We start from the raw sequence: 17,767 nt of genomic DNA, 5'->3' as shown, positions 1-17,767 counted from the left end.
TCACAACCTCACCGAAATGCCCTGGTCGGCCATGAAGCGCTTGGCCTCGCCGACCGTGTGTTCACCGTAGTGGAAGATGCTCGCGGCGAGCACCGCGTCCGCGTGGCCGTCCTTGATGCCGTCGGCGAGATGCTGCAGATTGCCGACGCCGCCCGAGGCGATCACCGGCACCGGCACCGCGTCCGACACCGCGCGCGTCAGCGCGAGGTCGAAGCCGCTCTTGGTGCCGTCGCGATCCATGCTGGTCAGCAGGATTTCGCCCGCGCCGAGTTCGGCCATTTTGCGCGCCCATTCGACCGCTTCGAGACCGGTCGCCTTGCGCCCGCCATGCGTGAACACTTCCCAGCGCGGCGGCTCGCCGTCGGCGGACACGCGCTTCGCGTCGATCGCGACGACGATGCACTGCGAGCCGTACTTGTCGGTGGCCTCTTTCACGAGTTGCGGATTCGCAACCGCCGACGAGTTCATGCTGATCTTGTCGGCCCCCGCGTTGAGCAGGCGCCGCACGTCCTCGACCGCGCGCACGCCGCCGCCGACCGTCAGCGGAATGAACACCTGCGAGGCGACCGCCTCGATGATCGGCAGAATCAGGTCGCGCTGATCCGAAGTCGCGGTGATGTCGAGGAACGTGAGTTCGTCGGCGCCCTGGTCGTCGTAACGGCGCGCGATTTCGACAGGGTCGCCGGCGTCGCGCAGTTCGACGAAGTTGACGCCCTTGACCACGCGGCCCGCGGTAACGTCGAGACAGGGAATGATGCGTTTAGCTAGAGCCATGATCGTGCAATTCTGCCAATACCGCTGATGAGGCCGCTCGCTCGTGGAGCAAGCGGCACGGTGCCGGCGCGACCTGTTGCGTCGCGCCGCGAGTGGAATGCCGGCAGGAAGCCGGCAAGGTTCCGGGTGCGGGGGCGTGCGACGCGCGCTGCCGGCACGCGCTTAGGCGTCGTCCGCTTCGCGCAGCTTGTCCGCGAGCGTTTGCGCCGCCGCGAAGTCGAGATCGCCCGAATAGATCGCGCGGCCGCAAATTACGCCTTCGATGCCCTCGCCTTCGACTTCGCACAGCGATTCGATGTCCGCGAGATTCGACAGGCCGCCGCTCGCGATCACTGGAATCTTCACCGCGCGCGCGAGGCGCACGGTCGCTTCGATGTTGATGCCTTGCAGCATGCCGTCGCGGCCGATGTCGGTGTAGATGATGGACTCGCAGCCGTAGTCCTCGAACTTGCGCGCGAGGTCGGCCACTTCGTGGCCGGTCAGCTTGCTCCAGCCGTCGGTGGCAACCTTGCCGTCCTTCGCGTCGAGCCCGACGATGATGTGGCCGCCGAACGCGGTGCACGCGTCCTGCAGAAAGCCCGGGTTCTTCACCGCCGCCGTGCCGATGATCACATACGACAGGCCGTCGTCGAGATAGCGCTCGATCGTGTTCAGGTCGCGAATGCCGCCGCCCAGTTGCACCGGAATCTCGCCGCCCACTTCCTCGATGATCGCCCGGATCGCATCGCCGTTCTTCGGCTTGCCGGCGAATGCACCATTCAGGTCGACCAGATGCAGACGACGCGCGCCGCGGTCGACCCAATGTCGGGCCATTGCCGCCGGTTCCTCGGAAAAAATCGTCGCCTGGTCCATATCGCCCTGTTTGAGGCGTACACACTGACCATCTTTCAGGTCGATGGCGGGAATCAGCAGCATAGCAATCGGGTGTTGTCTGGGAGTGGGTTGAAGGTCGGCGGCAGCGGCTGAATAGACAGCCCGCCGCAGCGCCGTTTCGCTAGTTTAGTACAACTCTTTCGGCGCTCCAGCGGGGCACCGGTCAGATACGGGACCGCGGCACCGCGCGCCCTGCGCGCGGCAACGGGATAAAGAAAGGCGTTCACGGGTTCCAGTGCACGAAGTTGCGATACACGCGCAAGCCCGCTTCGGCGCTCTTTTCAGGATGAAATTGGGTGGCGAAGATGTTATCCCGCGCTACCGCCGAGGTAAAGGGCACGCCGTAGACCGTCTCGCCCGACGTATGCGCGGAATTGTCCGGCACGACGTAGTAGCTGTGCACGAAGTAGAAGAACGCGTTGTCGGCGACGCCGTCCCACAGCGGATGCGGCTGCGCCTGGTGCACACGGTTCCAGCCCATCTGCGGGACCTTGAAGCGCGAGCCGTCGTCCTGCACCTGGCCTTCGAGTTCGAAGCGCACCACCTTGCCGGGCAGCAGCCCGAGCCCTCGCGTATCGCCCTCGGCGCTCCAGTCGAACAGCATCTGCTCGCCGACGCATACGCCCATCAGCGGCTTGCCGCGCGACGCCTCGACGACCGCTTCCTGCAGGCCGGACTCGCCGAGACTGCGCATGCAGTCGGGCATCGCGCCCTGGCCCGGCAGCACCACGCGGTCGGCCGCGCGAATCGCCTCGGAACGATCGACGATCGCCACGTCCGCTTCCGGCGCGGCCTTGCGCAATGCCTGGGCCACCGAGCGCAGGTTGCCCATTCCGTAATCCACAATCGCTATCGAAGTTTTCATTTCAAGTTTGGCCGCCCTGCCTTCAAGCGATCGGCGCGGCTGCGCGGCGTCGAACGACATACCGGCTCGCGCGCTCCTGCCCGATGAATCGCTTGAGGAAATCGCTCGAAGGTGAATGGCCTAAAGACGTTGGAGGCGATGAAACCTGTTAGAGGCTGCCCTTGGTCGACGGAATCTGCCCTGCGGCGCGTTCGTCGAGCTCGACGGCCATGCGCAGCGCGCGGCCGAATGCCTTGAACACCGTTTCGAGCTGATGATGCGCGTTGATGCCGCGCAGATTGTCGATGTGCAGCGTCACGCCGGCATGGTTCACGAAGCCGCGGAAGAATTCGATCGACAGATCGACGTCGAACGTGCCGATGCGCGCCCGCGTGAACGGCACATGAAATTCGAGGCCCGGACGGCCGGAAAAATCGATCACGACACGCGACAGCGCTTCGTCGAGCGGCACGTAGGAATGACCGTAGCGGCGGATGCCCTTGCGGTCGCCGATCGCCTTCGCGACGGCCTGACCCAATGTAATGCCGGTGTCTTCGACCGTATGGTGGTCGTCGATATGCAGGTCGCCATGCGCCTCGATCTCGAGGTCGAACAGACCGTGGCGGGCGATCTGGTCGAGCATGTGGTCCAGAAACGGCACGCCGGTGGCCAGCCTCTGCTGACCGGTGCCGTCCAGATTGATCTTCACACGGATCTGCGTTTCGCTGGTGTTGCGAACGACTTCCGCAAGGCGCATGGTAATTCCTCGAATCTCGCTAGAAAGCGCTAATGATGTGGGGTGGAAAAAAGGCGAGCCGGGCTGCCGATCAGCGCAGCACGAGCTTCAGTCCGGCGAGCAACTGGGCGTTTTCCTCGGGAGACCCGACGGTCAAACGCACGCAATTCGCCAGCAATGCATGCATTTTACTCACGTTTTTGATCAGAACCCGCGCCGTGAGCAGCGTTTCGAACAGCACGGACGCATCGGGCACGCGCACGAGCAGGAAGTTGCCCGCGCTCGGGAACACCTCGGCGCCCGGCAGCGCAGCTACCGCCTGCGCGAGTTTCGTGCGCTCTTCGCGCAATTGCGCGGCCTGCGCATCGAGCACACCGACGTGATCGAGCAGGAAACCGGCGGCGGCTTGCGTCAGCACGTTGATGTTGTACGGCGGGCGCACCTTGTCGAATTCGGTCAGCCACGCGGGCTTGCCGACCAGATAGCCGAGGCGGATACCCGCGAGACCGAGCTTCGACACCGTGCGCATCACGACGACGTTGTCGAACTGGTCGGCGCGCGGCAGCCAGCTTTTCTGCGCGAACGGCTGATACGCCTCGTCGATCACGACGAGGCTGCCCTGCGCCGCGGCGATGATGCGCTCCATGTCGGCGTCATCGAAAAGCGTGCCGGTCGGGTTGTTCGGATACGCGAGATAGACCACCGCCGGCTTATGCTCGGCAAGCGCCGCGAGCATCGCGTCGGTGTCGAGCGTGAAGTCGGGCTTGAGCGGCACGCCGACGAATTCGAGATTCGCCAGCTTCGCCGACATCTGATACATGACGAAACCGGGCACCGGCGCGAGCACCTTCGCGCCGGGCCGCGCGCACGCGACCGAGATGATGCTGATGATTTCATCCGAGCCGTTGCCGAGCAGCACATCGCAGCCGGCCGGCACGCCCATCACGTGACGGATGCGCTCGATCAGCGCTTCCGGGCGCGGTGCCGGATAGCGGTTCAGCGCGACGCCGGCGAGATGCGCGCCGAGATGCGCGGCCAGTTCCGGCGGCAGCGGAAACGGATTTTCCATGGCGTCGAGCTTGATGAAGCCGGTCGCGTCCGGAACCGGGTAGCTCGTCATTGCGAGCACGTCGCTGCGGATGAGGTCGTGAGGTGTCGTCATAGTTCGTGGCCCGGGCCGTGGGGAAATGCCGGCCCGGCATCGGCGGCGCAGGGCCGCGCTGGTTGGTCTCTATTGTCGTTATTGAACGCTTGAGTGCGGGCGATCCGTCGCTGAACGCGGCGGGTTGGCACCGGAAACAACGGGAGCATCGGCAAGGATCGCCGGGACTCGACAGCGGGCCCCGCTTCGTGCGGCTGCCGCCCTGCCTCTTGCCGTTGCTTCCGCGCCTGCCGCCTTGGGATCAGCTTTGCCGCGCGCCGCCGTTGTCTGTCATCCGCCTCAGCCGCGTTCGTTGTTGTTGTGCCGCATCCGGTATTCGGCGCTGCGCGCATGCGCTTGCAGGCCTTCGCCGTAGGCGAGTTCGGCGGCGATCTCGCCGAGCGTCTGCGCGCCTTCCGCGCTGACTTCGATCAGGCTCGAACGCTTGAAGAAATCATAAACGCCGAGCGGCGACGAGAACCGCGCGGTGCGCGAAGTCGGCAACACGTGGTTCGGCCCCGCGCAGTAGTCGCCGAGGCTCTCGCTCGTGTAGCGGCCAAGGAAGATCGCGCCCGCGTGGCGAATCTGCTGCGCCCATTGATGCGGCTCCAGCGCCGAGATTTCGAGGTGCTCGGGCGCGATATCGTTGGCGATCGCGCAGGCTTCGGCCATATCGCGCACCTTGATCAGCGCGCCGCGATTTTCGAGCGACGTGCGGATCACTTCGTGGCGCGGCATGGCCGGCAGCAGTTCGTCGATCGCTTCCTTCACACGCGCGATGAACGCGTCGTCCGGGCACAGCAGGATCGACTGCGCGAGTTCGTCGTGCTCGGCTTGCGAGAACAGGTCCATCGCGACCCAGCGCGGGTCCGTCGTACCGTCGCACAGCACGAGAATTTCCGAGGGCCCCGCGATCATGTCGATGCCGACCGTGCCGAACACGCGCCGCTTCGCCGAGGCGACGTACGCGTTGCCGGGGCCGCAGATCTTGTCGACCGCGGGCACCGTCTGCGTGCCGTACGCGAGCGCGCCGACCGCCTGCGCGCCGCCGATCGTGAACACGCGATCGACGCCGCCGAGCAGCGCTGCCGCCAGCACGAGCGGATTCTTCACGCCGTCCGGCGTCGGCACGACCATGACGATTTCGCGCACGCCGGCCACGCGGGCCGGAATCGCGTTCATCAGCACCGACGACGGATACGCCGCCTTGCCGCCCGGCACGTAGATGCCCGCGCGATCGAGCGGCGTAACCTTCTGGCCGAGCACCGTGCCGTCGGCCTCGGTGTACTGCCAGCTATGGCTGCCGCACTCGATCCTCTGCTTCTCGTGATAGCCGCGCACGCGCGCCGCCGCCGCTTCGAGCGACGCGCGCCGCTTCGGTTCGAGGCTTTCGAGCGCCGCTTCGAGCTCCGACATCGGCAGTTCGAGCGCGGCCACGCTCTGCGCATCGAGCCGGTCGAAACGGTTCGTGTACTCGAGCACCGCCTCGTCGCCGCGCGCCTTCACGTCGTTCAGAATCTGCGCGACCGAGCGCTCGATGGCGTCGTCTTCGCTCGCCTCGAACGCGAGCACCGCGTGCAGCGACTTCTGGAAGTCGGGCGCGGTGGAATCGAGTTTGCGAATCTTGGTAGACATACAGGTATCCGTTTCGGTAAGGCGCTCGGTCGCAGCGTAGTCAGAGTGCCGGGCAGAGTACCAGCGCCGGGTGCCGACGCTCAGGCCGCCGGGGCGCCGGCTTTCGACGATGCCTTGGCAAACGCGTCGAGAATCGGCCGCAATGCGGCGCGTTTGAGCTTCAGCGCCGCCTGGTTCACGACGAGGCGCGACGAAATCTGCATGATCTCTTCCACCTCGACAAGATTGTTCGCGCGCAGCGTATTGCCTGAGCTGACCAGGTCGACGATCGCGTCGGCGAGGCCGACCAGCGGCGCCAGTTCCATCGAACCGTACAGCTTGATCAGGTCGACGTGCACGCCCTTGGCAGCAAAATGCTCACGTGCGGTTTCCACGTACTTGGTCGCGACACGCAGACGCGCGCCCTGACGCACCACGCTCGCGTAATCGAAACCGGCCGCGACCGCGACCGACATGCGGCAACGCGCGATGTCGAGATCGATCGGCTGATACAGGCCGCTGCCGCCATGTTCGAGCAGCACGTCCTTGCCGGCCACGCCGAAGTCGGCCGCGCCGTACTCGACATAGGTCGGCACGTCGGTCGCGCGCACGATGATCACGCGCAGGTTCGCGTCGGTGGTCGGCAGGATCAGCTTGCGCGAGGTTTCCGGGTCTTCCGCGACTTCGATGCCGGCCGCCGCGAGCAACGGCAGCGTTTCCTCGAAGATACGCCCTTTCGACAACGCGAGCGTGAGCGGCGCGCTCACCGCCGGCGACGACGACGTTTGCGGCATCGAACTCATGCTGCGCTCCCGGACACGCGGCGCACCTTCGCGCCGATTGCGTTGAGCTTCGCTTCCATGCGGTCGTAGCCGCGATCGAGGTGATAGATGCGGTCGATCAGCGTCTCGCCCTCGGCGCGCAGCGCGGCGATCACGAGACTCGCGGACGCGCGCAGATCGGTCGCCATCACCTTCGCGCCGGACAGCTTCGCGACGCCGTTCACGAGTGCGGTGTTGCCGTCGATCGTGATGCTGGCGCCGAGGCGGTTCAGCTCCTGCACGTGCATGAAGCGGTTCTCGAAGATCGTCTCGACGACCTGCGAGGTGCCGTCGGCGATCGCGTTGAGCGCCATGAACTGCGCCTGCATGTCAGTCGGAAACGCCGGGTATTCGGACGTGCGGAACGTAACCGCGCTCGGGCGCCGGTCCATGCGCACGCGCATCCAGTCGTCACCTTCCTCGACCGTGACGCCCGCTTCGCGCAGCTTCTCGGTAACGGCTTCGAGCAGCAGCGGACGCATCTTGCGCAGCGTGACGTCGCCGCCGGCCGCCGCGACCGCGCACAGGAACGTGCCCGCTTCGATGCGGTCCGGAATCACCGCGTGCTGCGCGCCGTGCAGCTTGTCGACGCCCTGGATCACGAGACGGTCGGTGCCGATGCCCTCGATCTTCGCGCCCATCGCGACAAGCAGATGCGCGAGGTCGACCACTTCGGGTTCGCGCGCGGCATTCTCGATGACCGTCTCGCCTTCGGCGAGCACCGCCGCCATCAGCAGGTTCTCGGTGCCGGTCACGGTAATCATGTCGGTGACGATGCGCGCGCCCTTCAGACGCTTCGCACGCGCTTCGATGAAGCCATGCTCGATCGTGATCTCGGCGCCCATCGCCTGCAGGCCCTTGATGTGCTGGTCGACCGGCCGCGCGCCGATCGCGCAGCCGCCCGGCAGCGACACGCGCGCATGACCGAAGCGCGCGACGAGCGGACCGAGCACGAGGATCGACGCACGCATCGTCTTCACCATCTCGTACGGCGCGACGAGGTTGTCGACCTTCGACGCGTCGAGCGCCACGCGGCCCTCGCCCGCCTCGATACGCACGCCCATCTGGCCGAGCAGCTTGAGCATCGTGCGCACGTCCTGCAGATCGGGCACGTTCTCCAGATGCACCGGCTCGGCGCTCAGGAGACCCGCGCACAGGATCGGCAATGCCGCGTTCTTCGCCCCCGAGACGACAACTTCACCGGAGAGCGGGTGACCACCTTCAATGACGAGTTTATCCATGCCTGTCGGCTCCTGATCGGCCCGGTTCGCGCCCGGACCTGCCTTGACTGTGTTCGGCGCGCCGCTCGCGGCGTCGCGCCCTTCCTGTGTGATTCGCACTGAATTTCCAGATTACGCGTTCTGCCATTCGGCGGGCGTCAGCGTCTTCATGCTGAGCGCGTGGATTTCTTCGCGCATGCGGTCGCCGAGCGCCGCATACACGAGTTGATGGCGCTGGATCAGGCGCTTGCCTTCGAAGCTCGGCGAGACGATCGTCGCAAAGAAATGCTGACCGTCGCCTTGGACTTCGAGATGCTCGCACGCGAGCCCAGCCGCTATGTATTGCTTGACCTGTTCGGGAGTCGGCAACATGAGAGATGCTCCTCGTCAGTGGCGCAGCTTGTAGCCGGTGGCGAGCATGCGCATCGCCACGACCGCCAGCACCACGAAGAAACCGGCGACGATCGCAAGGCTCACGAGCGGGTCGATGTCCGACACGCCGAAAAAGCCATAGCGAAAGCCGTCGATCATGTAGAAAAACGGATTGAGCCGCGACACTTCGCGCCACACGGGCGGCAGCGTATGCGTCGAATAGAACACGCCCGAGAGGAACGTGAGCGGCATGATGAGGAAGTTCTGGAACGCGGCGAGCTGGTCGAACTTCTCGGCCCAGATGCCGGCGATCAGGCCCAGCGTGCCGAGAATCCCCGCGCCGAACATCGCGAACACGATGATGTAGAGCGGCGCGCTGAAGCTGAGCGGCACGAACCAGATCGTCACGATGAACACGCCGAAGCCGACGCACAGACCGCGCGCGACGGCGGCAAGCACGTAGGCCGCGAACATCTCGTAGTGCGACAGCGGCGGCAGCAGCACGAACACGAGGTTGCCGGTGATCTTCGACTGAATCAGCGAGGAAGAACTGTTCGCGAACGCGTTCTGCAGCACGCTCATCATCACGAGGCCCGGAATCAGGAAGCTCGTGTATTCGACACCGGGATAAACCTGCACGTGGCCGCGCAGCGCGTGGCCGAAGATGGTCAGATAAAGCAGCGCCGTGATGACCGGCGCGAGCACGGTCTGGAACGACACCTTCCAGAAACGCAGCAGTTCTTTGTAAAACAGCGTGCTGAATCCACTGTAGCCGCTCATGCGAGCCCCTCGATCACTTCCGGACCGTTCATCACCTGAACGAATACGTCTTCGAGGTCGGCCTTGCGGACCTCGATCTCTTCGAATGTACAACCGGCCGCGCGGCACTGCGCGAGGATGCGCTCGACGTCGTCGTAGCTCGCCAGACGCAGCAGATGCTGGCGGCCGTTGCCGCTGGTTGCGCTGCTTTCCGCTTCGAGCGGACGCAGCTCGGCGGGCAGCACGCCCTGTGCGAAGCGCACGAACAGCTGCATGCCGGCGAAGCGCTGCAGCAGCGTGCTCGTGCGATCGAGCGCGACGACCTCGCCGCGGCGCAGCATCGCGATGCGGTCGCACAGCGATTCGGCTTCTTCCAGATAGTGCGTGGTCAGCACGATCGTGTGACCCTCGCGATTCAGGCGCGAAATGAATTTCCACAGAGTCTGGCGCAATTCGACGTCGACACCCGCGGTCGGCTCGTCGAGCACGATGACGGGCGGACGGTGCACGAGCGCCTGGGCGACCAGCACACGCCGCTTCATGCCGCCGGACAGCGCGCGCATGTTGGCGTCGGCTTTCTCGGTGAGATCGAGATTGGCCATGATCTCGTCGATCCACGCGTCGTTGTTGCGCAGACCGTAGTAGCCGGACTGGATGCGCAAGGTTTCGCGCACGGTGAAGAACGGGTCGAACACGAGTTCCTGCGGCACCACGCCGAGCGCGCGGCGCGCGTCGCGGAAATCGCCGACGACATCGTGACCGCGCACCGCGATGCTGCCTTCGTCGGCGCGCGCGAGACCCGCGAGAATGCTGATGAGCGTCGTCTTGCCCGCGCCGTTCGGACCGAGCAGTCCGAAGAACTCGCCTTCTTCGACCGTGAGGCTGACGCCCTTGAGCGCCTGTAAGTCCTTGTAGCGCTTCTTGACGTTACGAATTTCTATGGCTGACATGACTATGGGCCGCGTGCGTGGCGGCGCCTGAAGTAGCCCCGACGGAGCGTGGGGGCGAGCAAATGCTGGAAGAAACGGAACCGGGGCCGATTCAGGGCCAATTCAGCGCCCCAAAAAACGTTTGATTATAGGGCAAAAAGCCCTAAGCCCGGCCCGACAGGAAGGATTGGAGACGACGCCAGTGGAGCGTCAATGTCGCGCCGACGCAACCGCGCCGGATGCGGCGGGAGCAAGAAGCGTGTCGACGCCGTAGGCGCGCGCGAGGCTGGCGAGACCCGCCGGCAGATTGACGATTTCAAACTTGAGGCCGCGCGCCGCGCTCGCGCGCACCCACGCGAGCAGCACGGCGAGTGCCGCCGAATCGAACTGCGTGAGCGGCGCGCAATCGACGCCGCCCGCGCCCGCCGCGATGCGTTGCAGACCCGCCGCGAGCGCGGCCTTCGCACTCGCGTGGGTCAGCGTCGCGCCGCACTCGAAGCGGTTCGCGACCGGACTCAGCACTTCGCTCACGACTGCTTGCCTGAGGCGAGTTGCTGGTTGCGCTGCGTGAGGAACTGGATCAGCCCGTCCACGCCCTTCTGCTGGATCTGCTCGTTGAACTGCTGCTGATACGCCTGGATCAGCCATGCGCCGAGCACGTTGATGTCATACACGCGCCAGCCTTGCGGCGTCTTGTACAGGCGGTAGTCGAGCTCGATCGGCTGGCCGTTGTTCATCACGACCGAGCGCACCACCGTATCGGTGTCGTCCGGGTTCATGCGGAACGGCTTGTACTGGATCTGCTGGTCCTTCACCTGCGCGAGCGCGCCCGAGTAGGTGCGGATCAGCAGCATCTTGAACTGCTCGACCACCTGGTTCTGCTGCTCGGGCGTCGCGGTGCGCCAGTTGCGGCCCATCGCGAGCTGCGTAGTGCGGCGAAAATCGGTGTACGGCAGGATCTTTTCGTTGACGAGCGCCGTGATGTGCGAGATGTCGCCCTGCTGGATCGACTTGTCGTTGCGCACCGCGTCGACCACCTGCTGGGTCACGGTCTTGATCAGCGTATCCGGCGCGCTGGTGTCGGCGGTTTGTGCCGATGCGCCTGCGCTGACGAACGAAAACAACGCGGCAAACAGGGGAATCAGGAAGAATTTTTTCATATCGAGCCTTACCTCAAAAATAGTGCAACGGTTTGAGCCGACCTTACCACGCGAGTTCGACAGCAATCCATGCGCAAACTGCGAGAGTCGTATCGATCTGTTACCGGCGCGCGCTCAATGCAGCTTGAAGGACGGGAAGTTGAAACGCGTGGGCGGCACCAGTTGACCCGCCGGAATCTGCGTTTCGGGACCGCCGTTCACATCGAGCGGCGGAGTGGCGGTGCCCGAGGCCGCCTCGGGCGCCGACGCGCCCTGCGCAGTCGCAGCCACGCCCGATGCCGGCGCCGCCTTGGCGGCAACACCTTGCGTGCCCGCGGCGGCGCCTGCCGCACCGGCCGCGCCCGTCTCGCCTTCGTCGTACTTCGGCAGCGGCGCTTCCTCGTCATAGCTCGGCAGGTCCTGCGGGCGCCGGCGGTTGTCCGACAGCAGATACTGACGGCGCTGCAGATACGCGTTGCGCACGAACGAGTATTTGTCGAGCGCCGCGCCTTCCAGCAGGTTGCTCGCGCCGAGCAGGTTCGCACGCGTATTGACGATGTTCAGGCCCCACAGGGCCCAGCTCAGGCCCGACGGACTGACGTAGCTGATCGGGTTCACGTAGTAGTTGCCGATCGAGCCGACCGCGTCGCGCACCGTGCTCGGGCCGAACAGCGGCAGCACGAGATACGGGCCCGCCGGCACGCCGTAGTGGCCGAGCGTCAGACCGAGGTCGTTGTCGTGCTTGGGCAGCTTCGCAAGCGTCGCGACGTCGAACAGGCCGCCGACACCGAACACCGTATTGATTACGATGCGCATGATGTCCGACACGCCGTCGGCGATGCGCAACTGCAGCAGGTTGTTCGCCGCGATGTAGACGTCGCCGATATTCGAGAAGAAGTTCGTCACGCTGTCGCGCACCGGCTGCGGCGTCGCCCAGACATAGCCCTGCGCGACCGGCTTCAGCGCGTACTGGTCGATCTTGTCGTTGACGGTGAACACCGTGCGGTTCAGGCCTTCGAACGGATCGCCCTTGGTCGGCGTCTGCACGGTCGTGCAGCCGGTGACGAGCGCCGCGGCCACCGCCACCTTGCCTAACTGGAAGACGCGCACGCGCGCCGAACGTGTGGTTTGCATTCTTGTTCTCCTTATTGGCTGGCGGCGCCAGCAGCAGGCGCCGCCGGCGCATTCGCCCCGCCCGCGGGCTTCGAGGCGCCGGAATCCGCCGCCTTGCTGTAGAGGAACTGGCCGATCAGGTTTTCGAGCACGATCGCCGATTGCGTCATCGAGATCGTATCGCCAGCCTTCAGCATTTCCGTGTCGCCGCCCGGTTCGAGCCCGATGTACTGCTCGCCGAGCAGGCCCGAAGTCAGTATCTTCGCCGAAGTATCTTTCGGAAACTGGTATTGCTTGTCGATATCGATCGTGACGAGCGCCTGGTAGGCATTGCTGTCGAAGCCGATCGAGGCGACCCGGCCGACCGTCACGCCGGCGCTCTTCACCGGCGCGCGCGCCTTCAGCCCGCCGATGTTGTCGAACTTGAGTTTGACCGGATACGTTGCCTGGAACGACAACGAGCTCATGTTGCCGGCCTTCAGCGCGAGAAACAGCAGCGCCACGAAACCCAGCACCACGAACAGGCCGACCCAGAAGTCGAGAGCAGTCTTTTTCATCGTCATCCCAAAGTGAATCCGCCACGCCATCGGCACCCCGTCGCGCGCGGCGCACGATGCGCCGCCGGTAGCCGGTGTGCGGCGCGGTCTTTAGCTGAACATCAGTGCGGTCAGCAGAAAATCGAGCCCGAGCACCGCGAGCGACGCGTACACGACCGTGCGGGTCGTCGCGCGCGACACGCCTTCCGGCGTCGGCTTCGCTTCGTAGCCCTGAAACAGCGCGACGAACGTCACCGCAAGGCCGAACACCACGCTCTTGACAACCCCGGCGCCGACATCGCGCCACACGTCGACGCCCCCCTGCATCTGCGACCAGAACGCGCCGGCATCGACGCCGATCAGCAGCACGCCCACCACGTAACCGCCCAGAATACCGACCGCGCTGAAAATCGCGGCGAGGATCGGCATCGAGATAATGCCCGCCCACAGGCGCGGCGCGACCACGACCTTGACCGGATCGACGGCCATCATTTCCATCGCGGTCAGCTGCTCGCCCGCCTTCATGAGGCCGATCTCGGCCGTGAGCGAAGTGCCCGCGCGGCCCGCGAACAGCAGCGCCGTGACCACCGGCCCGAGTTCGCGCACGAGCGACAGCGCGACGAGCAAGCCGAGCGCCTGCTCGGAGCCATAGCGGTTGAGCGTGTAGTAGCCCTGCAGGCCGAGCACGAAGCCGACGAAGAGCCCCGACACGGCGATGATCACGAGCGAATAATTACCGACGAAGTGGATCTGCTTCGTGACAAGACGCGGCCGGCGCAGCAGCGGGAAAAACTCGAGCACGAGGCGCAGGAAGAAGCGCGTCGCGTAACCGGCCGTGCCGAGCCCGCTGATCACCGAGCGACCGAGCGCACTGATCATGACTGGCCTCCGCCGATGCCGAAGTCCGCCGCGAGCGGCGTCTGGGCCGGATAGTGGAATTTGAACGGGCCGTCCGGCGCGCCGTCGATGAACTGCCGCACGGTCGGATCGGTCGAGGCGCGCAGTTCGTCCGGGGTGCCCTCGGCGAGCACCCCGCCGTTGGCGAGAAAGTAGACGTAATCCGCGATGGCGAACGATTCGGGCACGTCGTGCGTGACGAGAATCGAGGTGGCGCCGAGCGCCTGATTGAGCGTGCGGATCAGGTTCGCGGTGATGCCGAGCGAGATCGGATCGAGGCCGGCGAACGGCTCGTCGTACATCATCAGTTCGGGGTCGAGCGCGATGGCGCGCGCGAGCGCCACGCGGCGCGCCATGCCGCCCGAAATCTCCGAGGGCAGCAGATCGCGCGCGCCGCGCAAGCCCACCGCGTTGAGCTTCATCAGCACGAGGTCGCGCAGCAGTTCTTCGGGGAGATCGGTGTGCTCGCGCAGCGAGAAGGCAACGTTTTCGAACACCGACATGTCGGTAAACAACGCGCCGAACTGGAACAGCATGCCCATTTTGCGGCGCAGCGCGTAAAGGCCTTCGCGCGTCTGCCGGCCGAGGTCCTGGCCGTGGAACAGCACCTCGCCGCGCTGCGCGCGCACGAGGCCGCCGATCAGGCGCAGCACCGTGGTCTTGCCGCAACCGGAGCCGCCCATGACCGCGACGACCTGCCCGCGACGGAAGCGCAGGTTCAGATTCGACAGGACGAGCCGGTCGCCGTAACCGAAGTCGACGTCGCGCAGTTCGAGTAGGGGCTCGCGGGAGGAAGGCACCAAGCTGACAATCCTTTTACACGGAAGGCCGAATTATAGGGCCATCATGCAAAAGCTGCCGTGAGGTGCCCCGTCCATTGACTATGCCTGAGGATTATTGCGTAAACACGTGTTGCAACGCAGAAACCGCGGCAGCCGGATCGGCCGCATCGGTCACTGCGCGCACCACCGCGGCGCAGCCGACGCCGGTTGCCAGCACGTCGGGCAGCACCTGCAGATCGATCCCGCCGATCGCGACGAGCGGCACCACGCCGTCGAGCAGCCGCACGTAGCGTGCCAAACGCCGCAAGCCCTGCGGCGCGGTCGGCACCACCTTGGTCGCGGTCGGAAACACCGCGCCCAGTGCAATGTAACTCGGACGGAAGTGCAGCGCCTTCAGCGTCTCATAAAAACCGTGCGTCGACAGACCAAGCCGGACGCCAGCCGCCGCAATCGCGGACAGATCAGCGGTATGCACGTCTTCCTGGCCGAGATGCACGCCGTACGCACCGGCCTCGATGGCGGCCTGCCAGTGATCGTTGATGAACACCTGGGCGTCGTGCGCGCGTCCCACCGCCACGCTGCGGGCGATTTCGCGCTTCAGTTCGTCGGCGGGTTCGGCCGACTTGCGGCGCAACTGCACGGTCTTCACGCCGAGGCCGACCACCCGCTCGACCCAGTCCGCGGTCGGCAGCACCGGGTACAGGCCGAGCTTGTGCGGGCAGCGCGGAAACGGCTGCGCCGGCGCGGCCGGCAAGCCGGTCAGGCGCGGAAAGCGCGCGAGGTCGGATGGGAATGCGTCGGCGGCGCGGGTCTCGTCACGAGCTTCGTCACGGGTTTCGTCACGGTCGCGCCAGGCGAGCGCGAGCACGAGCGCGTCGTGCGGATCGAAACCGCAGTCGAGGAACGCAGCGAGCGCGACAATCCAGTCGTCCGCCAGATGGCCTTCGAGGCCGTACTTCTCGCCGCCCAGATGCAGCGTCGCGCGGTTTTCCGCGGTGACGATCACGCCCGCGCCCTGCGTGAGCCAGCGCGCCATCTGCTCGCCGTGCCGTTGCGCGTCGGCAAGCACGATCAGGTCGCCGCCGTTCGGCGCATCGGGCGCGGTCAGGCAGATGCGCCACGGCGCGTGCGTCGGCGGCCAGTCGCCGAGACGCGCGCGGATGCGCTCGGCGGCTTCGACCAGTTCGTCGGCGGGCGGCCAGAACAGATCGCGGTCCTTCAACGTCAAGGACTGTGTCATGCGGCACTCCCATCCTGATGCCAGAACGGCATGCCGACCACCGGCGTGCTCGCGTGCGCGCTTTCGCGCTCGGCCATCGGCCCCGCGAGATACGCCTGCCGGCCCGCCTCGACGCCGAGCGCGAACGCGCGCGCCATCGCGTCGGGGTGCGTCGCCTGCGACACGGCCGTGTTCAGCAGCACGCCGTCGAAGCCCCACTCCATCACCTGAGCCGCGTGCGACGGCACGCCGAGCCCGGCATCGACGATCAGCGGCACGTCCGGCAACCGCTCGCGCAGCACGCGTAGCCCGTACGGATTGATCACGCCCTTGCCGGTGCCGATCGGCGCGCCCCACGGCATCAGCGCCTCGCAACCGGCGTCGAGCAGACGGCGGCCGATCACGAGGTCTTCGGTGCAGTACGGCAGCACCTTGAAGCCGTCCTTGACGAGCCGCGCGGCGGCCTCGATCAGGCCCACCGGGTCGGGCTGCAGCGTGTAGTCGTCGCCGATCAGTTCGAGCTTGATCCAGTCGGTTTCGAAGATTTCGCGCGCCATGTGCGCGGTCGTGACCACTTCGCCGACCGTCAGGCAGCCCGCCGTGTTCGGCAGCAGCGGCACGGCGTGGCGCTTGAGCAGATCGAAGAAGCCGGCTTCGGCGCCGCCCTCGTTCATCTGCCGGCGCAGCGCGACGGTGACCATGCCGGGCCGCGCCGCGTCGATCGAATCGGACAGCGATTGCAGCGACGGATAGCGCGAGGTGCCAAGCAGCACGCGGCTCGCGAAAGTTTGGCCGTATAGCGTGAGGGCGTCGGCGGTCTGATGGGAGGTCATGTGCGTCATCCTGGTTTGCCGCTGCGACGTTGCGCAACGGCCTTGCGGCAAGGGGTTTCCGGCGCTCGTTTGCGGCAACGGGCCCGGTAATGAATCGGCGGCAGGCCGGCGCGCCGGCGCTCAGCCGCCCGCGACCGGTTGCACGACGTCGAGCCGGTCGCCGGCTTGCAGCGCGCGCGCCGCATGCTGGGTGCGCGCGACGAAATCGCCGTTGAGCGCGACCGCGAACGGCGGACGCGCGCCATAGGCAGCGAGCGCATCGGCGACAGTCGAGCCCTCGGGCAGCGACAACGGCTTCTGATTGATATGAATGTCCATGGTGCTCGAATACGGTTCAATCGATGGCGAAAACGGCCCGATGCGCGGCGCGGCGGCCGCGGCGCTCAGGCCGGCTCCCGCATGAAATCCTGCTGGAAAAGCTCGCTCCAGCGTGCCTCGCGCCGCCAGCCGGCGAACGCGTCGGGGTCGCCGATGCGGCCGTCGAGCAAGGCGCTCGCGAAGCGCACGGCTTCGTCGGCGACTTCGGGCGCGATCATATAGCCGTGCCGGTACAGGCCGTTCACGCGCAGCGTGCGCGCGCCGTCCCACAGCAGCGCCGGACGATGATCGGGCAAGGTCGGGCGGCACTGCGAGTTGAGTTCGAGAATGCGCGCCTCGCCGAAACCCGGATGCACCGAAAACGCCGCGCTCAGCAGTTCGAGCGCCGAGCGCACGCTGACGGGCGACATGTCCTCGCCTTCGACCTCGGTCGCGCCGATCACATAGAGGCCGTTCTGCTTCGGCGCGATATAGAGCGGATAGCGCGGATGCAGCAGCCGCACCGGACGCGTCAACTGCAAACCCGGCGCATGCACGCGCGCGACTTCGCCGCGGATGCCGCGCAGCGTCGGCAGCACCGGCTTCGCGCCGAGACCACGGCAGTCGATCGTGATGCCGGCTTCGGGCAGCGCAGCCTCGTCGACGGGCGTATTCCAGTGGGTCTGCACGCCGCGTTCGGCGAGACCGGCGGCGAGCGCGGCCAGCACCTGGCGGTTATCGAGCTGGCCTTCGCGCGGCAGCAGCCAGCCCTGGTTGAAGCGGCCGGCCAGCGCGGGCTCGGCGGCGCCGAGCTGGGCGCCGGCCAGCGCGACGAAGCCGCCGTCGAGCAGTTCGGCCGGCGCATTCG

General features: G+C 66.2%; 21 protein-coding genes. All 21 read right to left on the bottom strand.

Going from position 1 to position 17,767, the window contains the following annotated elements; translation table 11 throughout:
- Entirely contained in the window at positions 1-774 is a 774-nt protein-coding gene (gene hisF / locus F3J20_RS18355; RefSeq protein ID WP_167045590.1) for an imidazole glycerol phosphate synthase subunit HisF, read from the bottom strand.
- A 162-nt stretch (positions 775-936) separates the two neighbouring features.
- A complete protein-coding gene (hisA, locus tag F3J20_RS18350; RefSeq protein WP_008918717.1) occupies positions 937-1,689 on the bottom strand; it encodes a 1-(5-phosphoribosyl)-5-[(5-phosphoribosylamino)methylideneamino]imidazole-4-carboxamide isomerase in 753 nt (250 codons plus the stop codon).
- 181 nt (positions 1,690-1,870) lie between these two features.
- On the bottom strand, positions 1,871-2,512 hold the full coding sequence (hisH, locus tag F3J20_RS18345; protein WP_167284132.1) for an imidazole glycerol phosphate synthase subunit HisH: 642 nt from the start codon (positions 2,510-2,512) through the stop codon (positions 1,871-1,873).
- Between the two features lie 148 nt (positions 2,513-2,660).
- Complete coding sequence (gene hisB / locus F3J20_RS18340; RefSeq protein WP_167284131.1) at positions 2,661-3,248, bottom strand: imidazoleglycerol-phosphate dehydratase HisB; 588 nt, start codon at positions 3,246-3,248, stop codon at positions 2,661-2,663.
- 70 nt (positions 3,249-3,318) lie between these two features.
- Positions 3,319-4,389, bottom strand: a complete 1,071-nt coding sequence (hisC, locus tag F3J20_RS18335; RefSeq protein ID WP_167045585.1) for a histidinol-phosphate transaminase — start codon at positions 4,387-4,389, stop codon at positions 3,319-3,321.
- A 279-nt stretch (positions 4,390-4,668) separates the two neighbouring features.
- Positions 4,669-6,003 carry a histidinol dehydrogenase gene (gene hisD / locus F3J20_RS18330; RefSeq protein ID WP_167284130.1) on the bottom strand — a complete coding sequence of 445 codons (1,335 nt, stop codon included), beginning with the start codon at positions 6,001-6,003 and terminating at the stop codon, positions 4,669-4,671.
- An 80-nt stretch (positions 6,004-6,083) separates the two neighbouring features.
- Positions 6,084-6,785 carry an ATP phosphoribosyltransferase gene (gene hisG / locus F3J20_RS18325; RefSeq protein WP_167045579.1) on the bottom strand — a complete coding sequence of 234 codons (702 nt, stop codon included), beginning with the start codon at positions 6,783-6,785 and terminating at the stop codon, positions 6,084-6,086.
- Positions 6,782-8,044 carry a UDP-N-acetylglucosamine 1-carboxyvinyltransferase gene (gene murA / locus F3J20_RS18320; protein WP_167284175.1) on the bottom strand — a complete coding sequence of 421 codons (1,263 nt, stop codon included), beginning with the start codon at positions 8,042-8,044 and terminating at the stop codon, positions 6,782-6,784. Before murA ends, hisG begins: the two co-directional genes overlap by 4 nt.
- A 111-nt stretch (positions 8,045-8,155) precedes the next feature.
- On the bottom strand, positions 8,156-8,395 hold the full coding sequence (locus F3J20_RS18315; protein ID WP_167045576.1) for a BolA family protein: 240 nt from the start codon (positions 8,393-8,395) through the stop codon (positions 8,156-8,158).
- A 15-nt stretch (positions 8,396-8,410) separates the two neighbouring features.
- Complete coding sequence (locus F3J20_RS18310; protein ID WP_167045573.1) at positions 8,411-9,175, bottom strand: ABC transporter permease; 765 nt, start codon at positions 9,173-9,175, stop codon at positions 8,411-8,413.
- Positions 9,172-10,104, bottom strand: coding sequence for an ABC transporter ATP-binding protein (locus F3J20_RS18305; RefSeq protein ID WP_167045570.1), 933 nt, complete (start codon positions 10,102-10,104; stop codon positions 9,172-9,174). The genes F3J20_RS18310 and F3J20_RS18305 overlap by 4 nt, the downstream gene beginning before the upstream one ends.
- 189 nt (positions 10,105-10,293) lie before the next feature.
- Positions 10,294-10,614 (bottom strand): STAS domain-containing protein, encoded by a 321-nt coding sequence (locus F3J20_RS18300; RefSeq protein WP_167045567.1) that lies wholly within the window; start codon positions 10,612-10,614, stop codon positions 10,294-10,296.
- Positions 10,611-11,243, bottom strand: coding sequence for an ABC transporter substrate-binding protein (locus tag F3J20_RS18295; RefSeq protein ID WP_167045564.1), 633 nt, complete (start codon positions 11,241-11,243; stop codon positions 10,611-10,613). The genes F3J20_RS18300 and F3J20_RS18295 overlap by 4 nt, the downstream gene beginning before the upstream one ends.
- 114 nt (positions 11,244-11,357) lie before the next feature.
- The gene (locus F3J20_RS18290) at positions 11,358-12,356 is read right to left on the bottom strand and encodes a VacJ family lipoprotein (RefSeq protein ID WP_167045561.1); all 999 of its coding nucleotides are present in this window, start codon (positions 12,354-12,356) and stop codon (positions 11,358-11,360) included.
- An 11-nt stretch (positions 12,357-12,367) separates the two neighbouring features.
- Complete coding sequence (gene mlaD / locus F3J20_RS18285; protein WP_167045558.1) at positions 12,368-12,892, bottom strand: outer membrane lipid asymmetry maintenance protein MlaD; 525 nt, start codon at positions 12,890-12,892, stop codon at positions 12,368-12,370.
- 90 nt (positions 12,893-12,982) lie between these two features.
- Positions 12,983-13,750, bottom strand: coding sequence for a lipid asymmetry maintenance ABC transporter permease subunit MlaE (gene mlaE, locus F3J20_RS18280; protein ID WP_167045555.1), 768 nt, complete (start codon positions 13,748-13,750; stop codon positions 12,983-12,985).
- Positions 13,747-14,568 (bottom strand): ABC transporter ATP-binding protein, encoded by an 822-nt coding sequence (locus tag F3J20_RS18275; protein WP_206000816.1) that lies wholly within the window; start codon positions 14,566-14,568, stop codon positions 13,747-13,749. The genes mlaE and F3J20_RS18275 overlap by 4 nt, the downstream gene beginning before the upstream one ends.
- A 94-nt stretch (positions 14,569-14,662) precedes the next feature.
- A complete protein-coding gene (thiE, locus tag F3J20_RS18270; protein ID WP_167284128.1) occupies positions 14,663-15,790 on the bottom strand; it encodes a thiamine phosphate synthase in 1,128 nt (375 codons plus the stop codon).
- The gene (locus tag F3J20_RS18265; RefSeq protein WP_167045545.1) at positions 15,787-16,602 is read right to left on the bottom strand and encodes a thiazole synthase; all 816 of its coding nucleotides are present in this window, start codon (positions 16,600-16,602) and stop codon (positions 15,787-15,789) included. Before F3J20_RS18265 ends, thiE begins: the two co-directional genes overlap by 4 nt.
- Before the next feature lie 120 nt (positions 16,603-16,722).
- Positions 16,723-16,920, bottom strand: coding sequence for a sulfur carrier protein ThiS (gene thiS, locus F3J20_RS18260; protein WP_167284127.1), 198 nt, complete (start codon positions 16,918-16,920; stop codon positions 16,723-16,725).
- Between the two features lie 65 nt (positions 16,921-16,985).
- Positions 16,986-17,767, bottom strand: a 782-nt coding sequence (locus F3J20_RS18255; protein ID WP_167284126.1) for an FAD-dependent oxidoreductase, incomplete at its 5' end; no start/stop codon positions are given.

The sequence above is a fragment of the Paraburkholderia sp. Cy-641 genome (genome assembly GCF_011752945.1).
Classification (GTDB): domain Bacteria; phylum Pseudomonadota; class Gammaproteobacteria; order Burkholderiales; family Burkholderiaceae; genus Paraburkholderia.
Note: the sequence above shows the minus strand (reverse complement) of the source record. Positions and strands in the feature narration are given on the sequence as shown.